This is a genomic window from Pseudomonas sp. AG1028 (assembly GCF_007993955.1).
Taxonomy (GTDB): domain Bacteria; phylum Pseudomonadota; class Gammaproteobacteria; order Pseudomonadales; family Pseudomonadaceae; genus Aquipseudomonas; species Aquipseudomonas straminea.
Window position 1 is genome coordinate 312,305 of the sequence record NZ_VIVP01000004.1, and the last position, 15,681, is coordinate 327,985.

The 15,681-nt window shown below is 64.2% G+C and carries 13 protein-coding genes; 3 read left to right on the forward strand and 10 right to left on the reverse strand.

Annotated elements, in window-relative coordinates; genetic code table 11:
• Window positions 1-150: 150 nt before the first annotated feature.
• Entirely contained in the window at window positions 151-1,011 is an 861-nt protein-coding gene (locus FB481_RS08555) for a MurR/RpiR family transcriptional regulator (RefSeq protein ID WP_178109855.1), read from the forward strand.
• Window positions 1,012-1,388: 377 nt separating this feature from the next.
• On the opposite strand, the gene FB481_RS08560 is transcribed toward FB481_RS08555, so the two are convergent.
• From FB481_RS08560 to edd, 10 genes are all read right to left on the reverse strand, one after another.
• Window positions 1,389-2,621 carry a carbohydrate porin gene (locus FB481_RS08560; RefSeq protein WP_147175986.1) on the reverse strand — a complete coding sequence of 411 codons (1,233 nt, stop codon included), beginning with the start codon at window positions 2,619-2,621 and terminating at the stop codon, window positions 1,389-1,391.
• 74 nt (window positions 2,622-2,695) lie between these two features.
• Window positions 2,696-3,841: an ABC transporter ATP-binding protein gene (locus FB481_RS08565; RefSeq protein WP_147175988.1), complete on the reverse strand. Its 1,146-nt coding sequence runs from the start codon at window positions 3,839-3,841 to the stop codon at window positions 2,696-2,698.
• Window positions 3,842-3,869: 28 nt separating this feature from the next.
• Window positions 3,870-4,700, reverse strand: coding sequence for a carbohydrate ABC transporter permease (locus FB481_RS08570; RefSeq protein WP_027905187.1), 831 nt, complete (start codon window positions 4,698-4,700; stop codon window positions 3,870-3,872).
• Complete coding sequence (locus FB481_RS08575) at window positions 4,693-5,601, reverse strand: carbohydrate ABC transporter permease (protein WP_027905186.1); 909 nt, start codon at window positions 5,599-5,601, stop codon at window positions 4,693-4,695. The genes FB481_RS08570 and FB481_RS08575 overlap by 8 nt, the downstream gene beginning before the upstream one ends.
• 115 nt (window positions 5,602-5,716) lie before the next feature.
• Window positions 5,717-6,985, reverse strand: a complete 1,269-nt coding sequence (locus tag FB481_RS08580; RefSeq protein WP_093506922.1) for an ABC transporter substrate-binding protein — start codon at window positions 6,983-6,985, stop codon at window positions 5,717-5,719.
• A 114-nt stretch (window positions 6,986-7,099) separates the two neighbouring features.
• Complete coding sequence (locus FB481_RS08585; RefSeq protein ID WP_147175990.1) at window positions 7,100-8,332, reverse strand: AGE family epimerase/isomerase; 1,233 nt, start codon at window positions 8,330-8,332, stop codon at window positions 7,100-7,102.
• 142 nt (window positions 8,333-8,474) lie between these two features.
• A complete protein-coding gene (locus tag FB481_RS08590) occupies window positions 8,475-9,932 on the reverse strand; it encodes an ATP-binding protein (protein ID WP_147175992.1) in 1,458 nt (485 codons plus the stop codon).
• Complete coding sequence (locus FB481_RS08595; RefSeq protein ID WP_147175995.1) at window positions 9,922-10,656, reverse strand: response regulator; 735 nt, start codon at window positions 10,654-10,656, stop codon at window positions 9,922-9,924. Before FB481_RS08595 ends, FB481_RS08590 begins: the two co-directional genes overlap by 11 nt.
• A gap of 50 nt (window positions 10,657-10,706) precedes the next feature.
• Window positions 10,707-11,672, reverse strand: a complete 966-nt coding sequence (locus tag FB481_RS08600; RefSeq protein WP_147175997.1) for a glucokinase — start codon at window positions 11,670-11,672, stop codon at window positions 10,707-10,709.
• Window positions 11,669-13,498, reverse strand: a complete 1,830-nt coding sequence (gene edd, locus FB481_RS08605) for a phosphogluconate dehydratase (RefSeq protein WP_027910643.1) — start codon at window positions 13,496-13,498, stop codon at window positions 11,669-11,671. The genes FB481_RS08600 and edd overlap by 4 nt, the downstream gene beginning before the upstream one ends.
• 131 nt (window positions 13,499-13,629) lie before the next feature.
• Here edd and gap point away from each other — a divergent pair, with 131 nt between their 5' ends.
• Together gap and folE are read left to right on the forward strand one after the other, a co-directional pair.
• A complete protein-coding gene (gene gap, locus FB481_RS08610; RefSeq protein ID WP_013791159.1) occupies window positions 13,630-14,631 on the forward strand; it encodes a type I glyceraldehyde-3-phosphate dehydrogenase in 1,002 nt (333 codons plus the stop codon).
• Between the two features lie 320 nt (window positions 14,632-14,951).
• Window positions 14,952-15,515 carry a GTP cyclohydrolase I FolE gene (gene folE / locus FB481_RS08615; RefSeq protein ID WP_013791158.1) on the forward strand — a complete coding sequence of 188 codons (564 nt, stop codon included), beginning with the start codon at window positions 14,952-14,954 and terminating at the stop codon, window positions 15,513-15,515.
• Window positions 15,516-15,681 lie beyond the last annotated feature (166 nt).

The window sequence follows — 15,681 nt, forward strand, 5'->3', positions numbered from 1 at the left end:
ATTGATAGCGAGTAAATCGCCATTTCGCAACCGAAAATGTAGTAATAACCACAACATATTCGTAGAGTGCGTGGAAGCCGGTAGCCAGTAGACCAGCCCCGGCTTAGGATTAACCCGGCATTTCATCGAACAAGGACAATAATGGATCGCGTGCGCAACCTTCTCGAACAGATCCAGGGCCGCCTCGAGAGCCTGAACAAGGCTGAGCGTAAGGTCGCCGAAGTGATACTGCTCAATCCGCAGCAGGCCACCCGCCTGAGCATCGCCGCCCTCGCCCAGGCCGCCCAGGTCAGCGAGCCAACGGTCAACCGTTTCTGCCGCTCGTTCGGCGTAAACGGTTACCCGGAACTGAAGATGCAGCTAGCTCAGAGCCTGGCCAGCGGCGCCGCGTACGTGAGCCGCGCGGTGGAAGCCGACGACGAGCCCGAGGCCTATACCCGCAAGATTTTCGGCAGCGCCATCGCCTCACTGGACAGCGCCTGCCAGAGCCTGGACCCGCATCTGATCAGTCGCGCCGTCGACCTGCTGATCCAGGCCCGGCAGATCCACTTCTTCGGCCTTGGCGCCTCGGCGCCGGTGGCGCTGGACGCCCAACACAAGTTCTTCCGCTTCAACCTCGCAGTATCCGCCCACGCCGACGTGCTGATGCAGCGCATGCTCGCCTCGGTGGCGCACACCGGTGACCTGTTCGTGATCATTTCCTATACCGGCCGCACCCGCGAGCTGGTCGAGGTGGCGCGCCTGGCGCGGGAGAATGGCGCCTCGGTACTAGGCCTGACCGCCGCCGGCTCACCGCTGGCCCAGGCCTGCAGCCTGAGCGTGCATATTCCGCTGCCCGAAGACACCGACATCTACATGCCGATGACCTCGCGCATCATTCAATTGACGGTATTGGACGTACTGGCAACCGGCATGACGCTGCGCCGCGGCGCGGATTTCCAGCCGCACCTGCGCAAGATCAAGGAAAGCCTCAATGCCAGCCGTTACCCAGCCAGCGAAGAGCCGGGTTGATACGCGATACCAATGGTGGGTTGCGGCGCACAAAGATCGATGCCGGCTCGACAATAGCGACCAGCGCCTCCACCCACCCTACAGGATGGGGTCCGTAGAGTGGGTGGAGCGGCGCCGGAACGCTAACAACGACTCAACACGATCCCGGAGCGCTGCGTAACCCACCGCGCGGGCCACGCCGATCTCAATGGTGGGTTACGGCGCACGAAGACCGAGCCAAGGCCAACACCAGCGATCAGCGCCTCCACCCACCTCACGGGATGGGGTCCGTAGGGTGGGTGTGGAACTGCGCCAGAACGCCAACGGCGGCTCAGCACGGTACCGGAGCGCCGCGTAACCCACCACTGGAGCCACGCAAGCGCAAAGGTATCAGCGCCCTACTTCCACCAGTACTCGACCTGCACACCGAAGTTCGAGCCGTTGCGCGCGCTACCGAAAGCACCGGTATCCGACAGGGCCGAGCCTTCAGCGAGCAGGTTCGCGGCTTCCTGCGCCGCCTTGTTCCAGGTGGCGTAGGTGTAATACAGGCGAATTTCCGGACGTTCGAAGAAGCCGGGGCCGTTCGGCGACCAGGTTGGTGCGACGGTGAACTTGCTCAGTTTGCGGGTGCCGCCACTAGCGTCCACCTGATCATGACCAATCTCGCCGACCAGCTTGAACTGCTGGGTGAAGGCATAGCTGGTACGCCCGCCCACCGACCACCAGTCCTGGTCGCCGCCATCTTCACGTTTGTCTTTCTGATAAACGGCCTGTACCTGGCCGCCCAGACGCGGAGTCATCTGGAAGTCGAAGAACTCCACCACACGCCAGCTTTTGGCGCTGCGATCCAGGGTAGGGTCGCCGGTGTAACCCAGGCCGGTGCCCGGCCCCTCGCCGTATTGCAGGGCGAACTTGTTGTCGCCGCCCAGGCCAAGGAAGTTCTTCTGCACGTGCTGGCCGGTCACCGCCCAGCCACTGTTCGAATCGTCAACGGAAGAAGGCTTGTCGATATAGCTGACGCCCACTTCGACCTCGCCACCCGGGTTAGTGATGAAGCCACCGACGTTGAAGTCGTGACGGTTGATGTATTCCTTCTGGTCGTAGCTGTCCTTGCGCGAGAACACATAGCTGTACTTGTAATCACCGATCTTCATCTCGTCGATACCGAAACCGGTGGCGCTCTGGTTCCAGTAGTAGAAGTCGGAGATGTGGATGTCGTTACGTTTGTAGAAACGTCGCCCGGCCCACAGCGAGCCGCCGTTGAGCGCCGGCATCTTGCTCCACTCGGCGTACATCTGGTTCATCCGCGCGGTGCCGCGGTCGCCGGTGAATTTCGGCGTGTGGCCGTATTCGTTGAACAGCTGGGCCATGCCCTCGATGCTCAGCACCGAACCGTCGTCGAGCGTGAACAGATCCTGACGCAGATCCAGCTCGGCGTAGTGTTCGCACTCGTTACCCAGACGGTACTTGGAGCGTGCGCCCGGCAGTTGGAAGCATGATTGCCGGCCGTTGCCGTCGGCCGTGCCGGCACCACTGCGCACGTAGCCGGAAAATTCCGTCGCCATGCCCGTAACCGGCAGTGTCAGGGAGCCCAGCGCCAAGGCCAGGCCGATACCTGCTGATCGTTTCATATCCTCTCCTGCAGTTTTTTATTGTTGTTACCGCTTTGCTTTACCAGCCTCAGGACTGCGAGGCCGGCTCCTTCTCAACGATTCGTTAGCGAGGTGACATTGCTTGGCTGCGCGGCGCGGGCCAGGGGCCGCACGCGCTCACCGCTGTTGGCGTCGAACAGCAGGGCGCGCGCCGCGTCGATGGACAGTTGCAGAGGCTGGCCGACCGCCGGTGCCTGATCCGGCGCCAGGCGACAGCACAGCTTGCTGTCATTGACCGTGACGAAAACCAGGGTGTCCGGCCCGGTCGGCTCGGTGACTTCCACCTGCGCAGGCAGGCCGTGGCCTTGCTCCGCGCCCGCCAGCTGCACCTGCTCGGGGCGCACGCCGAGCAGCATGTCACGCTGCTCGGCGCCTTCGGGCAGCTCACCCATGGGCAGTTCGCAGCGCCCGGCCGAAGAGGTGAGCACGGCCCACACCTGGCCGTCGCGGCGCTGCAGTTGTACCGGGATGAAGTTCATCGGTGGCGAGCCGATAAAGCTCGCCACGAACTGGTTGGCCGGGTCGTTATAGATCTGCTGCGGCGTGCCGAACTGCTGGATCACGCCCTCCTTCATCACCGCCACCTTGTCGCCCAGGGTCATGGCCTCGATCTGGTCATGGGTGACGTACACCGTGGTGGTTTTCAGGCGCTGGTGCATCAGCTTGATTTCGGTGCGCATCTCCACGCGCAGCTTGGCGTCGAGGTTGGACAGCGGCTCGTCGAACAGGTAGATCTTCGGCCGTCGTGCCAGGGCCCGCCCCATGGCCACGCGCTGCTGCTGGCCGCCGGACAGCTGGCCAGGCTTGCGCGCCAGCAGGTGCTCGATCTGCAAAAGCTTGGCGACCCGCGCCACTTCCTCGTCGATGGCCGCCGGGGCCATCTTGCGCATCTTCAGCCCGAAGGCGATGTTGTCGCGCACATTCATGGTCGGGTACAGCGCGTAGGACTGGAACACCATGGCGATGTCGCGATCCTTGGGGCTCATGCCACTGATGTCGGCATCGTCGACCAGAATGGCGCCGTTGCTGATGTTCTCCAGGCCGGCGATGCAGTTCATCAGGGTGGATTTGCCGCAACCCGAGGGGCCGACCAGGATCAGGAATTCGCCATCGTCGATCTTCAGATCGATGCTTTTCAGGGTGTCCGCCAGGCCGCTGCCGTAGGACTTGTTGACGTTGCGCAGTTCGAGCGTTGCCATCTACTTCTCCACTCTGAAAGCAGGGCTTTCAGCCCTTTACCGCGCCAGCCGTAAGGCCGCGCAGGAAATACTTGCCCGCCAGGATGTACACCAGCAGGGTCGGCAGCCCGGCGATCATCGCCGCAGCCATGTCCACGTTGTATTCCTTGGCCCCGGTGCTGGTGTTGACCAGGTTGTTGAGGGCCACGGTGATCGGCTGGGCGTCGCCACTGGCGAACACCACGCCGAACAGGAAATCGTTCCAGATCTGGGTGAACTGCCAGATCAGACAGACCATGATGATCGGCACCGACATCGGCAGCAGGATGCGCCCGAAGATGGTGAAGAACCCCGCGCCATCCAGGCGCGCGGCCTTGACCAGAGCATCCGGCACGCTGACGTAGAAATTGCGGAAGAACAGCGTGGTGAAGGCGATGCCGTACACCACGTGCACCAGCACCAGGCCGACGGTGGTGTTGGCCAGGCCGAACTTGCCGAGGGTGAACGAGGCCGGCAGCAGGATGGTCTGGAACGGCAGGAAGCAGCCGAACAGCAGCAGGCCGAAGAACAGCTGCGAGCCGCGGAAGCGCCACATCGACAGCACGTAGCCGTTGAGCGCGCCAATGGCCGTGGAGATCAGCACCGCCGGAATGGCCATCTTCGCCGAGTTCCAGAAATGCCCGCCAACCACGTCCCAGGCCTTCACCCAGCCGATCAGGGTGAACACATCGGGTAGCGAAAGCAGGTTGCCGGCGCGCACGTCTTCGGGAGTCTTGAAGCTGGTCAGCAGCATCACCACCAGCGGCACCAGGTACAGCGCGGCGGCGAACAACAGGGTGGCGTGAATCGCCAGGCGGCTTGGACTGAAGGCTTTAGTCATGGCGCTTGCCTCGCAATTCCGAGTAGAGATACGGCACCAGAATGGCCAGGATCGCGCCGAGCATCAGCATCGCACTGGCCGAGCCGATGCCCATCTGGCCGCGGCTGAAGGTGAAGTTGTACATGAACATCGCCGGCAGATCGGAGGCGTAGCCAGGGCCGCCTGCGGTCATCGCCGCCACCAGGTCGAAACTCTTGATGGCGATGTGAGCGAGGATCATCACCGCGCTGAAGAACACCGGGCGCAGGCTTGGCAGCACGATGCGCAGGTAGATGGTCGGCAAGCTCGCGCCATCGACCTGGGCGGCGCGGATGATCGACTGATCGACGCCGCGCAGCCCGGCCAAAAACAGCGCCATAACGAAGCCTGAGGCCTGCCACACCGCGGCGATCACCAGGCAGTAGACGACTCGGTCGGGGTCGACCAGCCAGTCCAGGCGAAAGCCTTCCCAGCCCCAGTCACGCAACAGTTTGTCCAGGCCCAGGCCGGGGTTGAGCAACCATTTCCAGGCGGTGCCGGTGACGATCATCGACAGCGCCATGGGGTACAGGTAGATGGTGCGGATCACGCCTTCGCGGCGGATGCGCTGATCGAGCAACACAGCCAGGAGCACGCCGATGACCAGGCTGATGGCGATGAACAGGCCGCCAAAGACCATCAGGTTCTTGCTGGCGACCCACCAGCGGTCGTTGTCCATCAGCCGCATGTATTGCTGCAGGCCCACCCACTTGTAACTGGGCATGAAGCTGGAATTGGTGAACGACAGCACTGCCGTCCACAGGATGTAGCCGTAGAACCCCACCAGCACCACCAGCATGGTGGGCGCCAGCACCAGCTTGGGCAGCCAGCGCTGCAGCGCATCGAAGGGTGAAGCCTTGCCGATTACCGTCGTGACACTCATCGGGCCTACCGTGATTGCAGAAACTCGGAACGAACTCCACCAGGGGCGAGCCAAATGCCCGTCACGCAGTGGAAGGTGAAATCAGGCGGGCCGCCGGACGGCGGCCCGCTTCAGGTTACTGAGCGGATTTGATCGCCGCGGCCATTTGCGCGCCGGCCTTGCTCGGGTCGGCGTTCTTATCGGCCATGAAGTTGGTGACCACATCGAAGATCGCGCCCTGCACCGCCAGGTTGGTAGCCATGCTGTGGGCCATGCTCGGCTCCAGCTTGCCGGCCTTGTCGGCTTCCTGGAAATCCTTCATGGAGGCCTGGGCGCAGCTGTCGAACTTGCTCATGTCGAGGTCCGAACGTACCGGGATCGAGCCCTTGTTCTCGTTGAACACGTACTGGAACTCGGGCTCCAGAGCGATGCGCGCCAGGTCGTGCTGAGCGGCAATGTCGCCCTCGTTCTTGAGCTTGAACATGGCCATGGAGTCGATGTTGTAGGTGTAGCTGCCGGCGGTGCCCGGCATCGGCACGCACTGGTAGTCCTTGCCCGCGACCTTGCCGGCGGCGGTCCATTCGCTCTTGGCCCAGTCGCCCATGATCTGCATGCCGGCCTTGCCGTCGATGACTTCGGCAGTGGCCAGGTTCCAGTCGCGGCCGGCGCGGTTGTCGTCCATGTAGGTGGAGAGCTTTTTCAGCGCGGTGAACACTTCGGTCATTTTCGGGCTGGTCAAGGTCGCCTCGTCGTTCTCGACGAACGCCTTGTGATAGCCCTCGGCGCCCATGATGCCGAGCACCAGGCCTTCGAACACGGTGCTGTCCTGCCACGGCTGGCCACCGTGGGCGAGCGGCGTGAAGCCGGCAGCCTTGAGCTTGTCGCCAGCGGCGTAGAGTTCGTCCAGGGTGGTCGGCGCCTTGTCGATGCCGGCCTTCTTGAAGACTGCCGGGTTGATCCACAGCCAGTTGACGCGGTGGATGTTCACCGGCACGGCGACGTAGTGGCCGTCGTACTTCATGGTGTTGGCGACGGTTTTCGACAGCAGGCCATCCCAGTTGTTGGCCTTGGCCACGTCATCCAGCGGTGCGAGCAGATCCAGTGCGCCCCACTCCTGCAGGTCCGGGCCCTTGATCTGCGCGGCGCCCGGCGGGTTGCCGGAGACCACACGGGTCTTCAGCACGGTCATGGCGGCCGAGCCGGCACCACCGGCTACGGCGCTGTCCTTCCAGGTGTAGCCGTCCTTCTCGACCAGCTCACGCAGGACCTTGACGGCTGCCGCTTCGCCACCAGAGGTCCACCAATGCACGACCTCGACCGTACCTTTGGAGTCGGCCGCCAGCGCGGTGAGGGGAAACAGGGAGGCGAGAGAAACGGCAGTAGCGAGACGGGTGATCGCGTTCATCGAAGTACCTTTCTTTATTGTTAGCGGCAAGTCATGGTGCTTGCGTTGCAGGGAGTTTAATCAGGGTTTCCAGAGAGCCAGGTAACGAAGGGATGCGTGAATGTCACCACCCAGTTACATGGCCGAAAGTGCCGTGGCCAGGCTCGGCGCCAGCGGCAGACGCGGCAGCAGCACGGCCTGGTAGGCGTGATACAGATCGGGTTTACCAGGCCAGATGCTGGCCGCCGGGCGATTCTCGGTATCCAGTTCGTGATGCCAGCTGCCCTGGCACAGGTCGATGAAATGCCGGCCGGTGAATTCCCAGAAGCATCGGTACCACTGCTCGTAATCCGACTCCCCGGTGCGTCGCAGCAGCGCCGCGGTCGCAGCACTGGCTTCGGCCTGCACCCAGTGCAGGCGCGCCCGCACCACCGGCTGGGCGTGCCAGTCTAGGGTGTAGACCAGCCCTGGCGCGCCATCGGCGTGCCAGGCGTCGCGGCAGGCGCTGTCGAACAGGCCGCGGGCATCATCCAGCAGCCAGCCGGGCGCCTCCAGCCCCGCGCGCTGCAGAGCGGCTTCCAGGTGCAGCAGCAGGCGCGCCCACTCGAAGCTATGGCCGGGCGTGCTGCCGTAAGGGCGAAACGGATCGGCGCGGTTGTCTGCGTTGTACTCGGGCAACGCCTGCCACTGGCGGTCGAAATGCTCGACCACCGCATGGCCGCGGGCGGCGGCATGCCCGTGAATCAGCCGCTCGGCAATGCGCAGCGCACGCTGCAGCCAGACGCTGTCGCCAGTTACATCGGCCAGGGCGAGAAAGGCTTCCACGCCGTGCATGTTGCTGTTGGCGCCACGGTAGGCTTCTTCCTGGGACCAGTCGCGGCTGAAGCTCTCGCGTAGCGCGCCCTCCTCCTCGCTCCAGAAATGCCGTTCGAGGATGCCGATCGCCTCCTCCAATAGCAGATCAGCACCGGGTCGCGCAGCCGCCTGGGCGGAACTGGCCGCCAGCGCCACGAAGGCATGCAGATAGGCTGTCTTGTCGCTCTTGCGGGTGGCATCGGCGAACCAGCCGCCGACCACCTCGTCACGCAGCCGGCCTTGCAGCGCAGCGACGCCGTGATCGACCAGTGCGCCATAGCCAGGAATGCCCTGCAGATGAGCCAGGGCGAAGCAATGGGTCATGCGTGTGGTGTGAATCAATTCAGCGATGGCATCGGGCGGCAGCGCGCCTCTTTCATCGAGGGCCGCGAAGCCATCTTCGACCTTGGATGCGCGCGCGAACGGCAGCAGGCGCAGGCCTTCGGCATTCAGCCAGGCCTGGTGGGCAGGCTTTACCAGCCAGCTGTCGGCGGGTAATGGGGGTACGATCATTGTTGTTATTCCATGCAAGCGAGCGGGCGGTTCAGGGGCAAGTTGCCCGTCCGGCTCGTGGGCTGTGGTTGCCCGAGTCTACTGGCGCGCCGGGGCTGCTCAGGTAACGAAGGCCGGCGGCTTTGTCACAGGGCTGTGACATTCAATCGGGCATCCGCGGCAGGCGCAGGGTCACCCGCAGGCCGCCTTCGCGCAGGTTCTGCAGGCTCACTTCGCCGCCATGGCTGTGGGCGATGTTGCGCGCGATGCCGAGCCCAAGGCCGTAGCCCTGCTGCTGCCCGGCCAGACGAAAATGTGGCTCGAACACCTGCTCCAGGCGCTGCTCCGGCACGCCCGGCCCTTCGTCATCGACGTGCAGCACGTAGGCTTCGTCGTCATCTTCGACATGCAGATGGGCGCGGTGGCCGTACTTGAGCGCGTTGTCGATCAGGTTGCCGATGCAGCGGCGCAGCGCCAGGGGTTTGCCGAGATAGGCCGCGCCGGCCTCGCCATGCAGGGTCACCCGGCCATTGCCGGTCGGCGCCAGGTAAGGCTCGACCAGGCAGTGCAGCAGCTGGTTGAGGTCTACCGATTCGATGTTCTCGTGGATGTCGGTGTCCTTGACGCACTGCAGCGCGCCCTTGACCAGCAGCTCCAGCTCGTCGAGATCGCGGCCGAACTTGGTCTGCAGCGCTTCGTCGTCGAGCAGCTCGACGCGCAGGCGCAGCCGGGTGATCGGCGTGCGCAGATCATGGGAAATGGCGCTGAACAGCTGGGCGCGCTCGGTCAGGTAACGGCTGATGCGCTCGCGCATGGCGTTGAAGGCCCGCGCCACTTCGACCACCTCCTTACCGCCAGCCTCCTCCACCGGCTGGATGTCGGCGCCCAGCGACAGGTGCCGCGCGGCCCGCGCCAGGCGCTTGAGTGGCCGGCTCTGCCAGCGCACCAGAATGCCGATGAACAGCAGCAGAAAACCGCTGCTCAGCAGGATGAACCACAGCTGCTGGGTCGGCAGCACCGGCTCTTCCAGGCTGGTGTAGGGTTCGGGCAACAGCGAGGCGATATACAGCCATTCGCCGGGCGCCAGCTGGATCTGGGTGACCAGTACCGGTGGATTGACCGGCTCCAGGGTCAGGGCGTAATGGGCCCAGGAACGGGGGAGCTCGTCGAGCTTCACACCACCGTTGAAGATGCGCAGGTCATCGGGGCTGACGAAGCTCACGGAGATGTCCGCATTCTTGCCCAAGGACGCATGCAGCACATCGCTCACCGCCTCGGTCACCGCCAGCTTGCGCGGCGTGGCGGGCAGCAGCTGCATGGCCAGCGGCCGGTCGTTGAGGCTGACCACGAAACGGGTGCCGCCCATGCTGCGCAGCTGATCGAGCACCATGGGCCGGTAGGCCACCGGCAGCGAGCGGAAGTAGCGCACACTGGCCGACATCGAATGGGCCAGGCTGCGCGCCGAGGTCACCAGGCCTTCGAGCTGAGTGGCGCGCAGTTGCGACAGCCAGATGGCGCTGGACAGCGTCTGCGCCACCAGCACCGAGAGCAGCGTCAGCAGCAGCATGCGGCCCAGCAGCGAGCGTGGAATCGGCAGCAGCCGACGCCAGTCAGCGCGCATTGCCGGCCTGGGCGCTGACGCTGGCGGCCAGCTGGTAACCGCTGCCGCGAACGGTGCGGATCAGTCGTGGCGGCTTGCTGGTATCGCGCAGGCGCTGGCGCAGGCGGCTCACCGCCATGTCGACGACGCGCTCGAGGGGCATCATCTCGCGGCCGCGGGTGGCGTTGCCAATGGTGTCGCGGTCGAGAATCTCCTGCGGGTGATCGAGAAACAGCTTGAGCAACGCAAAGTCGGCGCCGGACAAGAGCACTTCCTCGCCGTCGAGGTGAAACAGCCGATGACTGACCATGTCCAGGCGCCAGTCGTCGAACACCAGCACGTCGGCGCTACGCTCATGGGCGAAATTGACCCGGCGCAGCAGCGCCTTGATACGCGCCAGCAGTTCACGGGGGCTGAAGGGTTTGCCGATGTAATCGTCGGCGCCCAGTTCCAGGCCGACGACGCGGTCGGCCTCGTCGGAGCTGGCGGTCAGCATGATGATCGGCACCTGGGCGAAGCGCTGGTGCTCGCGGGTCCAGCGGCACAGGCTGAAGCCGTCCTCATCGGGCAGCATCACGTCGAGGATGACCAGGTCGGCGCCACCCTCGCACAAGGTCTCACGAAACCCCGCACCGTCGGCCACGGTGCGTACCTGAAGGCCGGCGCGGCCGAGATAGGTTTGCAGCAGTTCACGAATATCCTGGTCGTCATCGACCAGCAGGATCGATTTTCCGGTTGGGCTCACATCGATAATCCTTGTTGTTATTGGCGATGCTAGACAGAGCGTTCGGGTTGCTAGTTCCTGTGCAGGTGCTGCTCCACCGCCACGCCCGCGCCGACCAGCCCCGGATAAGGCGCGGTTACCAGCCATACCGGCAGGCCGTCGAAGTAATCGCTCATGCAACCCTTGTCGCGCAGGCTACGGGAGAAACCGCTGGCCATGAAGAAATCGGCGAAGCGCGGCACCATACCGCCGGCGATATACACGCCGCCGCGCCCGCCTACGGTCAGCACATTATTGCCGGCGACGCGGCCCAGCAGGCAGCAGAACTGCTCCAGCACGCCAACCGCCAGCGGTTCGCCTTCCAGCGCCGCGCGGGTGACCTGAGCGGCGCTCTGCAGCGAAGCCTGCTGACCATCCACTGCGCAGGTGGCGCGGTACAAGGCCAGCAGCCCGTTGCCGCTGAGCGCACCAGCCTCGGCGCTGACGTGGCCGAGCTGGCGATGCAGCGCCTGCCAGATCAACGCCTCGCGATTGCTGCCCACCGGCAGGTCGACATGGCCACCCTCGCCCGGCAAGGCGTGCCAGCTGCCATCGGGCAGGCTCAGCAAGGTGCCGACGCCCAGACCGGTGCCGGCACCGATCACCACGGCCGGGCGCCCCGGCTGCGCCACACCCGGGCAGACGGTGACGTACTCGTCGTCCTGCAGGCAGGTCATGCCTAGGGCCATGGCGGAAAAATCGTTGATCAGCAGCAGCTCGCGCACCTGCAGCTCGGCGCAGAACGCCTGGCGGTCGATGCGCCAGGCGTTGTTGGTGAAGCGGAACGGATCGATTTCCACCGGCCCGGCGCAGGCCAGGCAGATGGTTTGCACTTGGCCGAGCGCCAGACCTTCGGCGGCCAGGTAGGCGACGATGGCCTGTTCGACAGTGGCGTGATCGGCAGTCGCCGATACCCGCACCCCGTGCAGGCCGCCATCACGCCACAGGGCGAAACGTGCATTGGTGCCGCCGATGTCGCCAACCAGCGCCAGGCTCATCGCAGCGAATCCAGTTCGGCGGTGAAGGCGCTGGCGCCCTCTTCCGCGGGACTGAATGCGGCGCGCATGAAGGCGAACAGCTCGCGGCCACAACCGACGCCGGTGCCTTGCGGGCGCGGCGCGATCTCGCGGGCGTTCCAGGCGATGTCGTCGACCAGCACCTGCAGGTGCCCGGTCACGCCATCGACGCGAATCAGATCGCCGTCGCGCACCCGCGCCAGCGGGCCTCCATCCCAGGCCTCGGGGCTGACGTGAATGGCCGCCGGCACCTTGCCCGACGCGCCGGACATCCGCCCATCGGTAACCAGCGCCACCTTGAAGCCGCGATCCTGGAGAATGCCCAGGTACGGCGTGAGTTTGTGCAGCTCGGGCATGCCATTGGCCTTCGGCCCCTGGAAGCGCACCACGGCGACGAAATCGCGCTCCAGCTCACCGGCCTTGAAGGCTTCGGCCAGCTCGACCTGGGTTTCGAACACGCGGGCCGGCGCTTCGACCACCTGATGCTCCGGCGCCACGGCCGACACCTTGGCCACGCCGTTACCGAGGTTGCCGGTCAGCACCCGCAATCCGCCCTCGGGAGAAAAGGCTTCCGGCACGCTGCGCAGGATGTTGCGATCCAGGCTCTGCTCGGGGCCCTGGCGCCAGACCAGGCGCTCGCCATCGAGGAACGGCTCCTGGGTATAGCGCGACAGACCCTGGCCGGCGACGGTATAGACATCCTCGTGCAGCAGGCCGGCTTCGAGCAGCGTGCGCACCATGAAGGGCACGCCGCCGCAGGCATGGAAGTGGTTCACGTCAGCCTGGCCGTTGGGGTAGACCTTGGCCAGGGTCGGGGTGACGGCGGACAGGTCGGCCATGTCCTGCCAGGTCAGCTGGATGCCGGCGGCGCGGGCGAAGGCCGGGATGTGCAGCGTGTGATTGGTCGAACCGCCGGTGGCGTTGAGCGCCACCACCGAGTTGACGATGGCTTTCTCGTCGATGATCCGGCACAGCGGCGTGTATTCGCCGCCTTGCCGCGTGAGACGCACCACCTGGTGGGCGGCCTCGGCGGTCAACGCGTCACGCAGCGGTGTGTACGGGTTGACGAACGACGAGCCCGGCAGATGCAGGCCCATGATTTCCATCACCACCTGATTGGTGTTGGCGGTGCCGTAGAAGGTGCAGGTACCGGGGCTGTGGTAGGACTTCATCTCCGATTCGAGCAGTTGCTCGCGGGTCGCCTTACCTTCGGCATAAAGCTGGCGAACCTCGGCCTTTTCCTTGTTGGGAATGCCCGAAGGCATCGGCCCGCCCGGCACGAAGATCATCGGCAGGTGGCCGAAACGCAGGGCGCCGATCATCAGACCCGGGACGATCTTGTCGCAGATGCCCAGCAGCATCGCCGCATCGAACATGTTGTGCGACAGCGCCACGGCGGTAGACATGGCGATCACCTCGCGGCTGGCCAGGCTCAGTTCCATGCCCGGTTCACCCTGGGTCACGCCGTCGCACATCGCCGGTACGCCGCCGGCCACCTGGCCCACCGAGCCGACCTGGCGCAGGGCCTGTTTGATCAGTTCCGGATAGTGTTCATAAGGCTGGTGGGCGGACAGCATGTCGTTATAGGCGGTGACGATGCCGACGTTGGCCTCGTTCATCAGCCGCAGGCGCTGCTTGTCTTCGGCCGAGCCGCAACCGGCCACGCCATGGGCGAAGTTGGCACATTGCAGCGCGCCGCGGTGCGGGCCCTGGCTGTCGGCAGCGGCCATCTGCGCCAGGTAACGCTCGCGGGTGGCGCGGCTGCGGGCGATAAGGCGGTCGGTTACCTCGAGAATGCGGGGGTGCATGGTGTCGACTCCGGGCTAACAGGTAGCACTTCGAATTGTATTTTTATCAAAATATTGACAGCTAAAACGCTTGATTTCTACTTTCATGAGAATAATCTTGTTTTTAAAACAACATATAAGGATCGACGCTCATGACATTGCGAATTGCCATCAATGGTTTCGGTCGTATCGGCCGTAACGTGCTCCGGGCACTCTATACCCAGAACTATCGCGAAAAGCTGCAAGTCGTCGCCATCAATGACCTGGGCGACAGCGCCATCAACGCTCATCTGCTCAAGTACGACAGCGTACACGGCATTTTCGACGCGTCCGTCGAAGTCGATGGACAAAACCTGCTCGTCAATGGTGACCGCATCGCCGTCAGCGCGATCCGTAATCCTGCCGAGCTGCCCTGGAAGGATCTGGACGTCGACGTGGTGTTCGAATGCACCGGCCTTTTCACCGATCGCGACAAGGCAGCCGCCCACCTGAGCGCCGGCGCCCGCAAGGTGATCATCTCCGCGCCAGCCAAGGGCGCCGATGCGACCATCGTCTACGGCGTCAACGAAGGCAGCCTGCGCGCCGACCAGCCGATCATCTCCAATGCCTCCTGCACCACCAACTGCCTGGCGCCGGTGGCCCAGGTGCTGCAGCGCGAGCTGGGCATCGAAAGTGGGCTGATGACGACCATCCACGCCTACACCAACGACCAGAACCTCTCCGACGTGTATCACAGCGACCTGTTCCGGGCGCGCTCGGCCACCCAATCGATGATCCCGACCAAGACCGGCGCTGCCGAAGCGGTGGGCCTGGTGCTGCCGGAACTGGCCGGGCGCCTGACCGGCATGGCGGTGCGCGTGCCGGTGATCAACGTGTCGCTGGTCGACCTGACCATTCAGGTGCAACGCGACACCAGCGCCGAGGAAATCAACGCACTGATGAAGGCTGCTGCCGAGAAATCCCCTGTACTGGGTTACAACACCCTGCCGCTGGTGTCGTGCGACTTCAACCACAATCCGCTGTCGTCGATCTTCGACGCTAACCACACCAAGGTGAATGGCCGCCTGGTGAAAGTGCTGGCCTGGTACGACAACGAATGGGGCTTCTCCAACCGCATGCTCGACACCTGCCTGGCAGCTAACGCCGCCAAATGAACCTGCGCTGAGAACCTGTTCAAAGCCTGCTGCGCGTCGGCACTGCGGCGTTAAAAACAGGCTCGGACTGCTCATTTACAGCTCGTAAACTCCGCGTCCTCGCCTGTTTTCGCCTTGCATTGCTCTAGCTCGCGAGGCTTTGAACAGGTTCTGACAGATGCAGCGAGGCACCGAGCGGCATAAAGGCTCGGTAAATCGCTGCGAGCGGATTACAATTGCTGCCCGCCTCGCCCACTAGGCCAAGCTTGACCCCGCGCCAAACGTGCTGGCGTTGGCGCCAGGCAGCCGCTAATCGATATCCGCAAACCACTGGAAGCCGCATGGACTCTAGCCGCAACACCCTCGAACAGCATTACACCGCCATCCTCGGCCAGCTCGGCGAAGACGTTTCCCGCGAAGGCCTGCTCGACACGCCCAAGCGCGCCGCCAAGGCCATGCAGTACCTGTGCAATGGCTACCAGAAGACCCTGGAAGAAGTTACCAACGGTGCGCTGTTTAGCTCCGACGCCAGCGAGATGGTGGTGGTCAAGGATATCGAGCTGTATTCGCTGTGCGAGCACCACCTGCTGCCCTTCATCGGCAAGGCCCACGTTGCCTACATTCCCAACGGCAAGGTGCTGGGCCTGTCCAAGGTCGCGCGCATCGTCGACATGTACGCCCGCCGCCTGCAGATCCAGGAAAGCCTGAGCCGACAGATCGCCGAAGCCGTCCAGCAGGTCACCGGCGCTCTGGGCGTGGCGGTGGTCATCGAAGCCAAGCACATGTGCATGATGATGCGCGGCGTGGAGAAGCAGAACTCCTCCATGGTCACCTCGGTGATGCTCGGTGAATTTCGCGAGAACGCCGCCACCCGCAGCGAGTTTCTGAGCCTGGTTAGCGGCTGAGATGTATTTGCTCGCGGTGTAACAAACATCACGAGCTGATCGCAGGCTTGCATGTGGGAACGGGCCATGCCCGTGAATCGCGCGCATGGCGCGCTCCCACAGAACCACCGCACGCCGACAGCCCATAGGGTGGGTCACGCTTCACCGACCCACCTCACAGCCAACG

Coding starts and splice junctions, on each gene's coding strand:
- FB481_RS08560 (WP_147175986.1), bottom strand. CDS start 2,621: ATGAAACGATCAGCAGGTATCGGCCTGGCCTTGGCGCTGGGCTCCCTG.
- FB481_RS08565 (WP_147175988.1), bottom strand. CDS start 3,841: ATGGCAACGCTCGAACTGCGCAACGTCAACAAGTCCTACGGCAGCGGC.
- FB481_RS08570 (WP_027905187.1), bottom strand. CDS start 4,700: ATGACTAAAGCCTTCAGTCCAAGCCGCCTGGCGATTCACGCCACCCTG.
- FB481_RS08575 (WP_027905186.1), bottom strand. CDS start 5,601: ATGAGTGTCACGACGGTAATCGGCAAGGCTTCACCCTTCGATGCGCTG.
- FB481_RS08580 (WP_093506922.1), bottom strand. CDS start 6,985: ATGAACGCGATCACCCGTCTCGCTACTGCCGTTTCTCTCGCCTCCCTG.
- FB481_RS08585 (WP_147175990.1), bottom strand. CDS start 8,332: ATGATCGTACCCCCATTACCCGCCGACAGCTGGCTGGTAAAGCCTGCC.
- FB481_RS08590 (WP_147175992.1), bottom strand. CDS start 9,932: ATGCGCGCTGACTGGCGTCGGCTGCTGCCGATTCCACGCTCGCTGCTG.
- FB481_RS08600 (WP_147175997.1), bottom strand. CDS start 11,672: ATGAGCCTGGCGCTGGTTGGCGACATCGGCGGCACCAATGCACGTTTC.
- edd (WP_027910643.1), bottom strand. CDS start 13,498: ATGCACCCCCGCATTCTCGAGGTAACCGACCGCCTTATCGCCCGCAGC.
- gap (WP_013791159.1), top strand. CDS start 13,630: ATGACATTGCGAATTGCCATCAATGGTTTCGGTCGTATCGGCCGTAAC.
- folE (WP_013791158.1), top strand. CDS start 14,952: ATGGACTCTAGCCGCAACACCCTCGAACAGCATTACACCGCCATCCTC.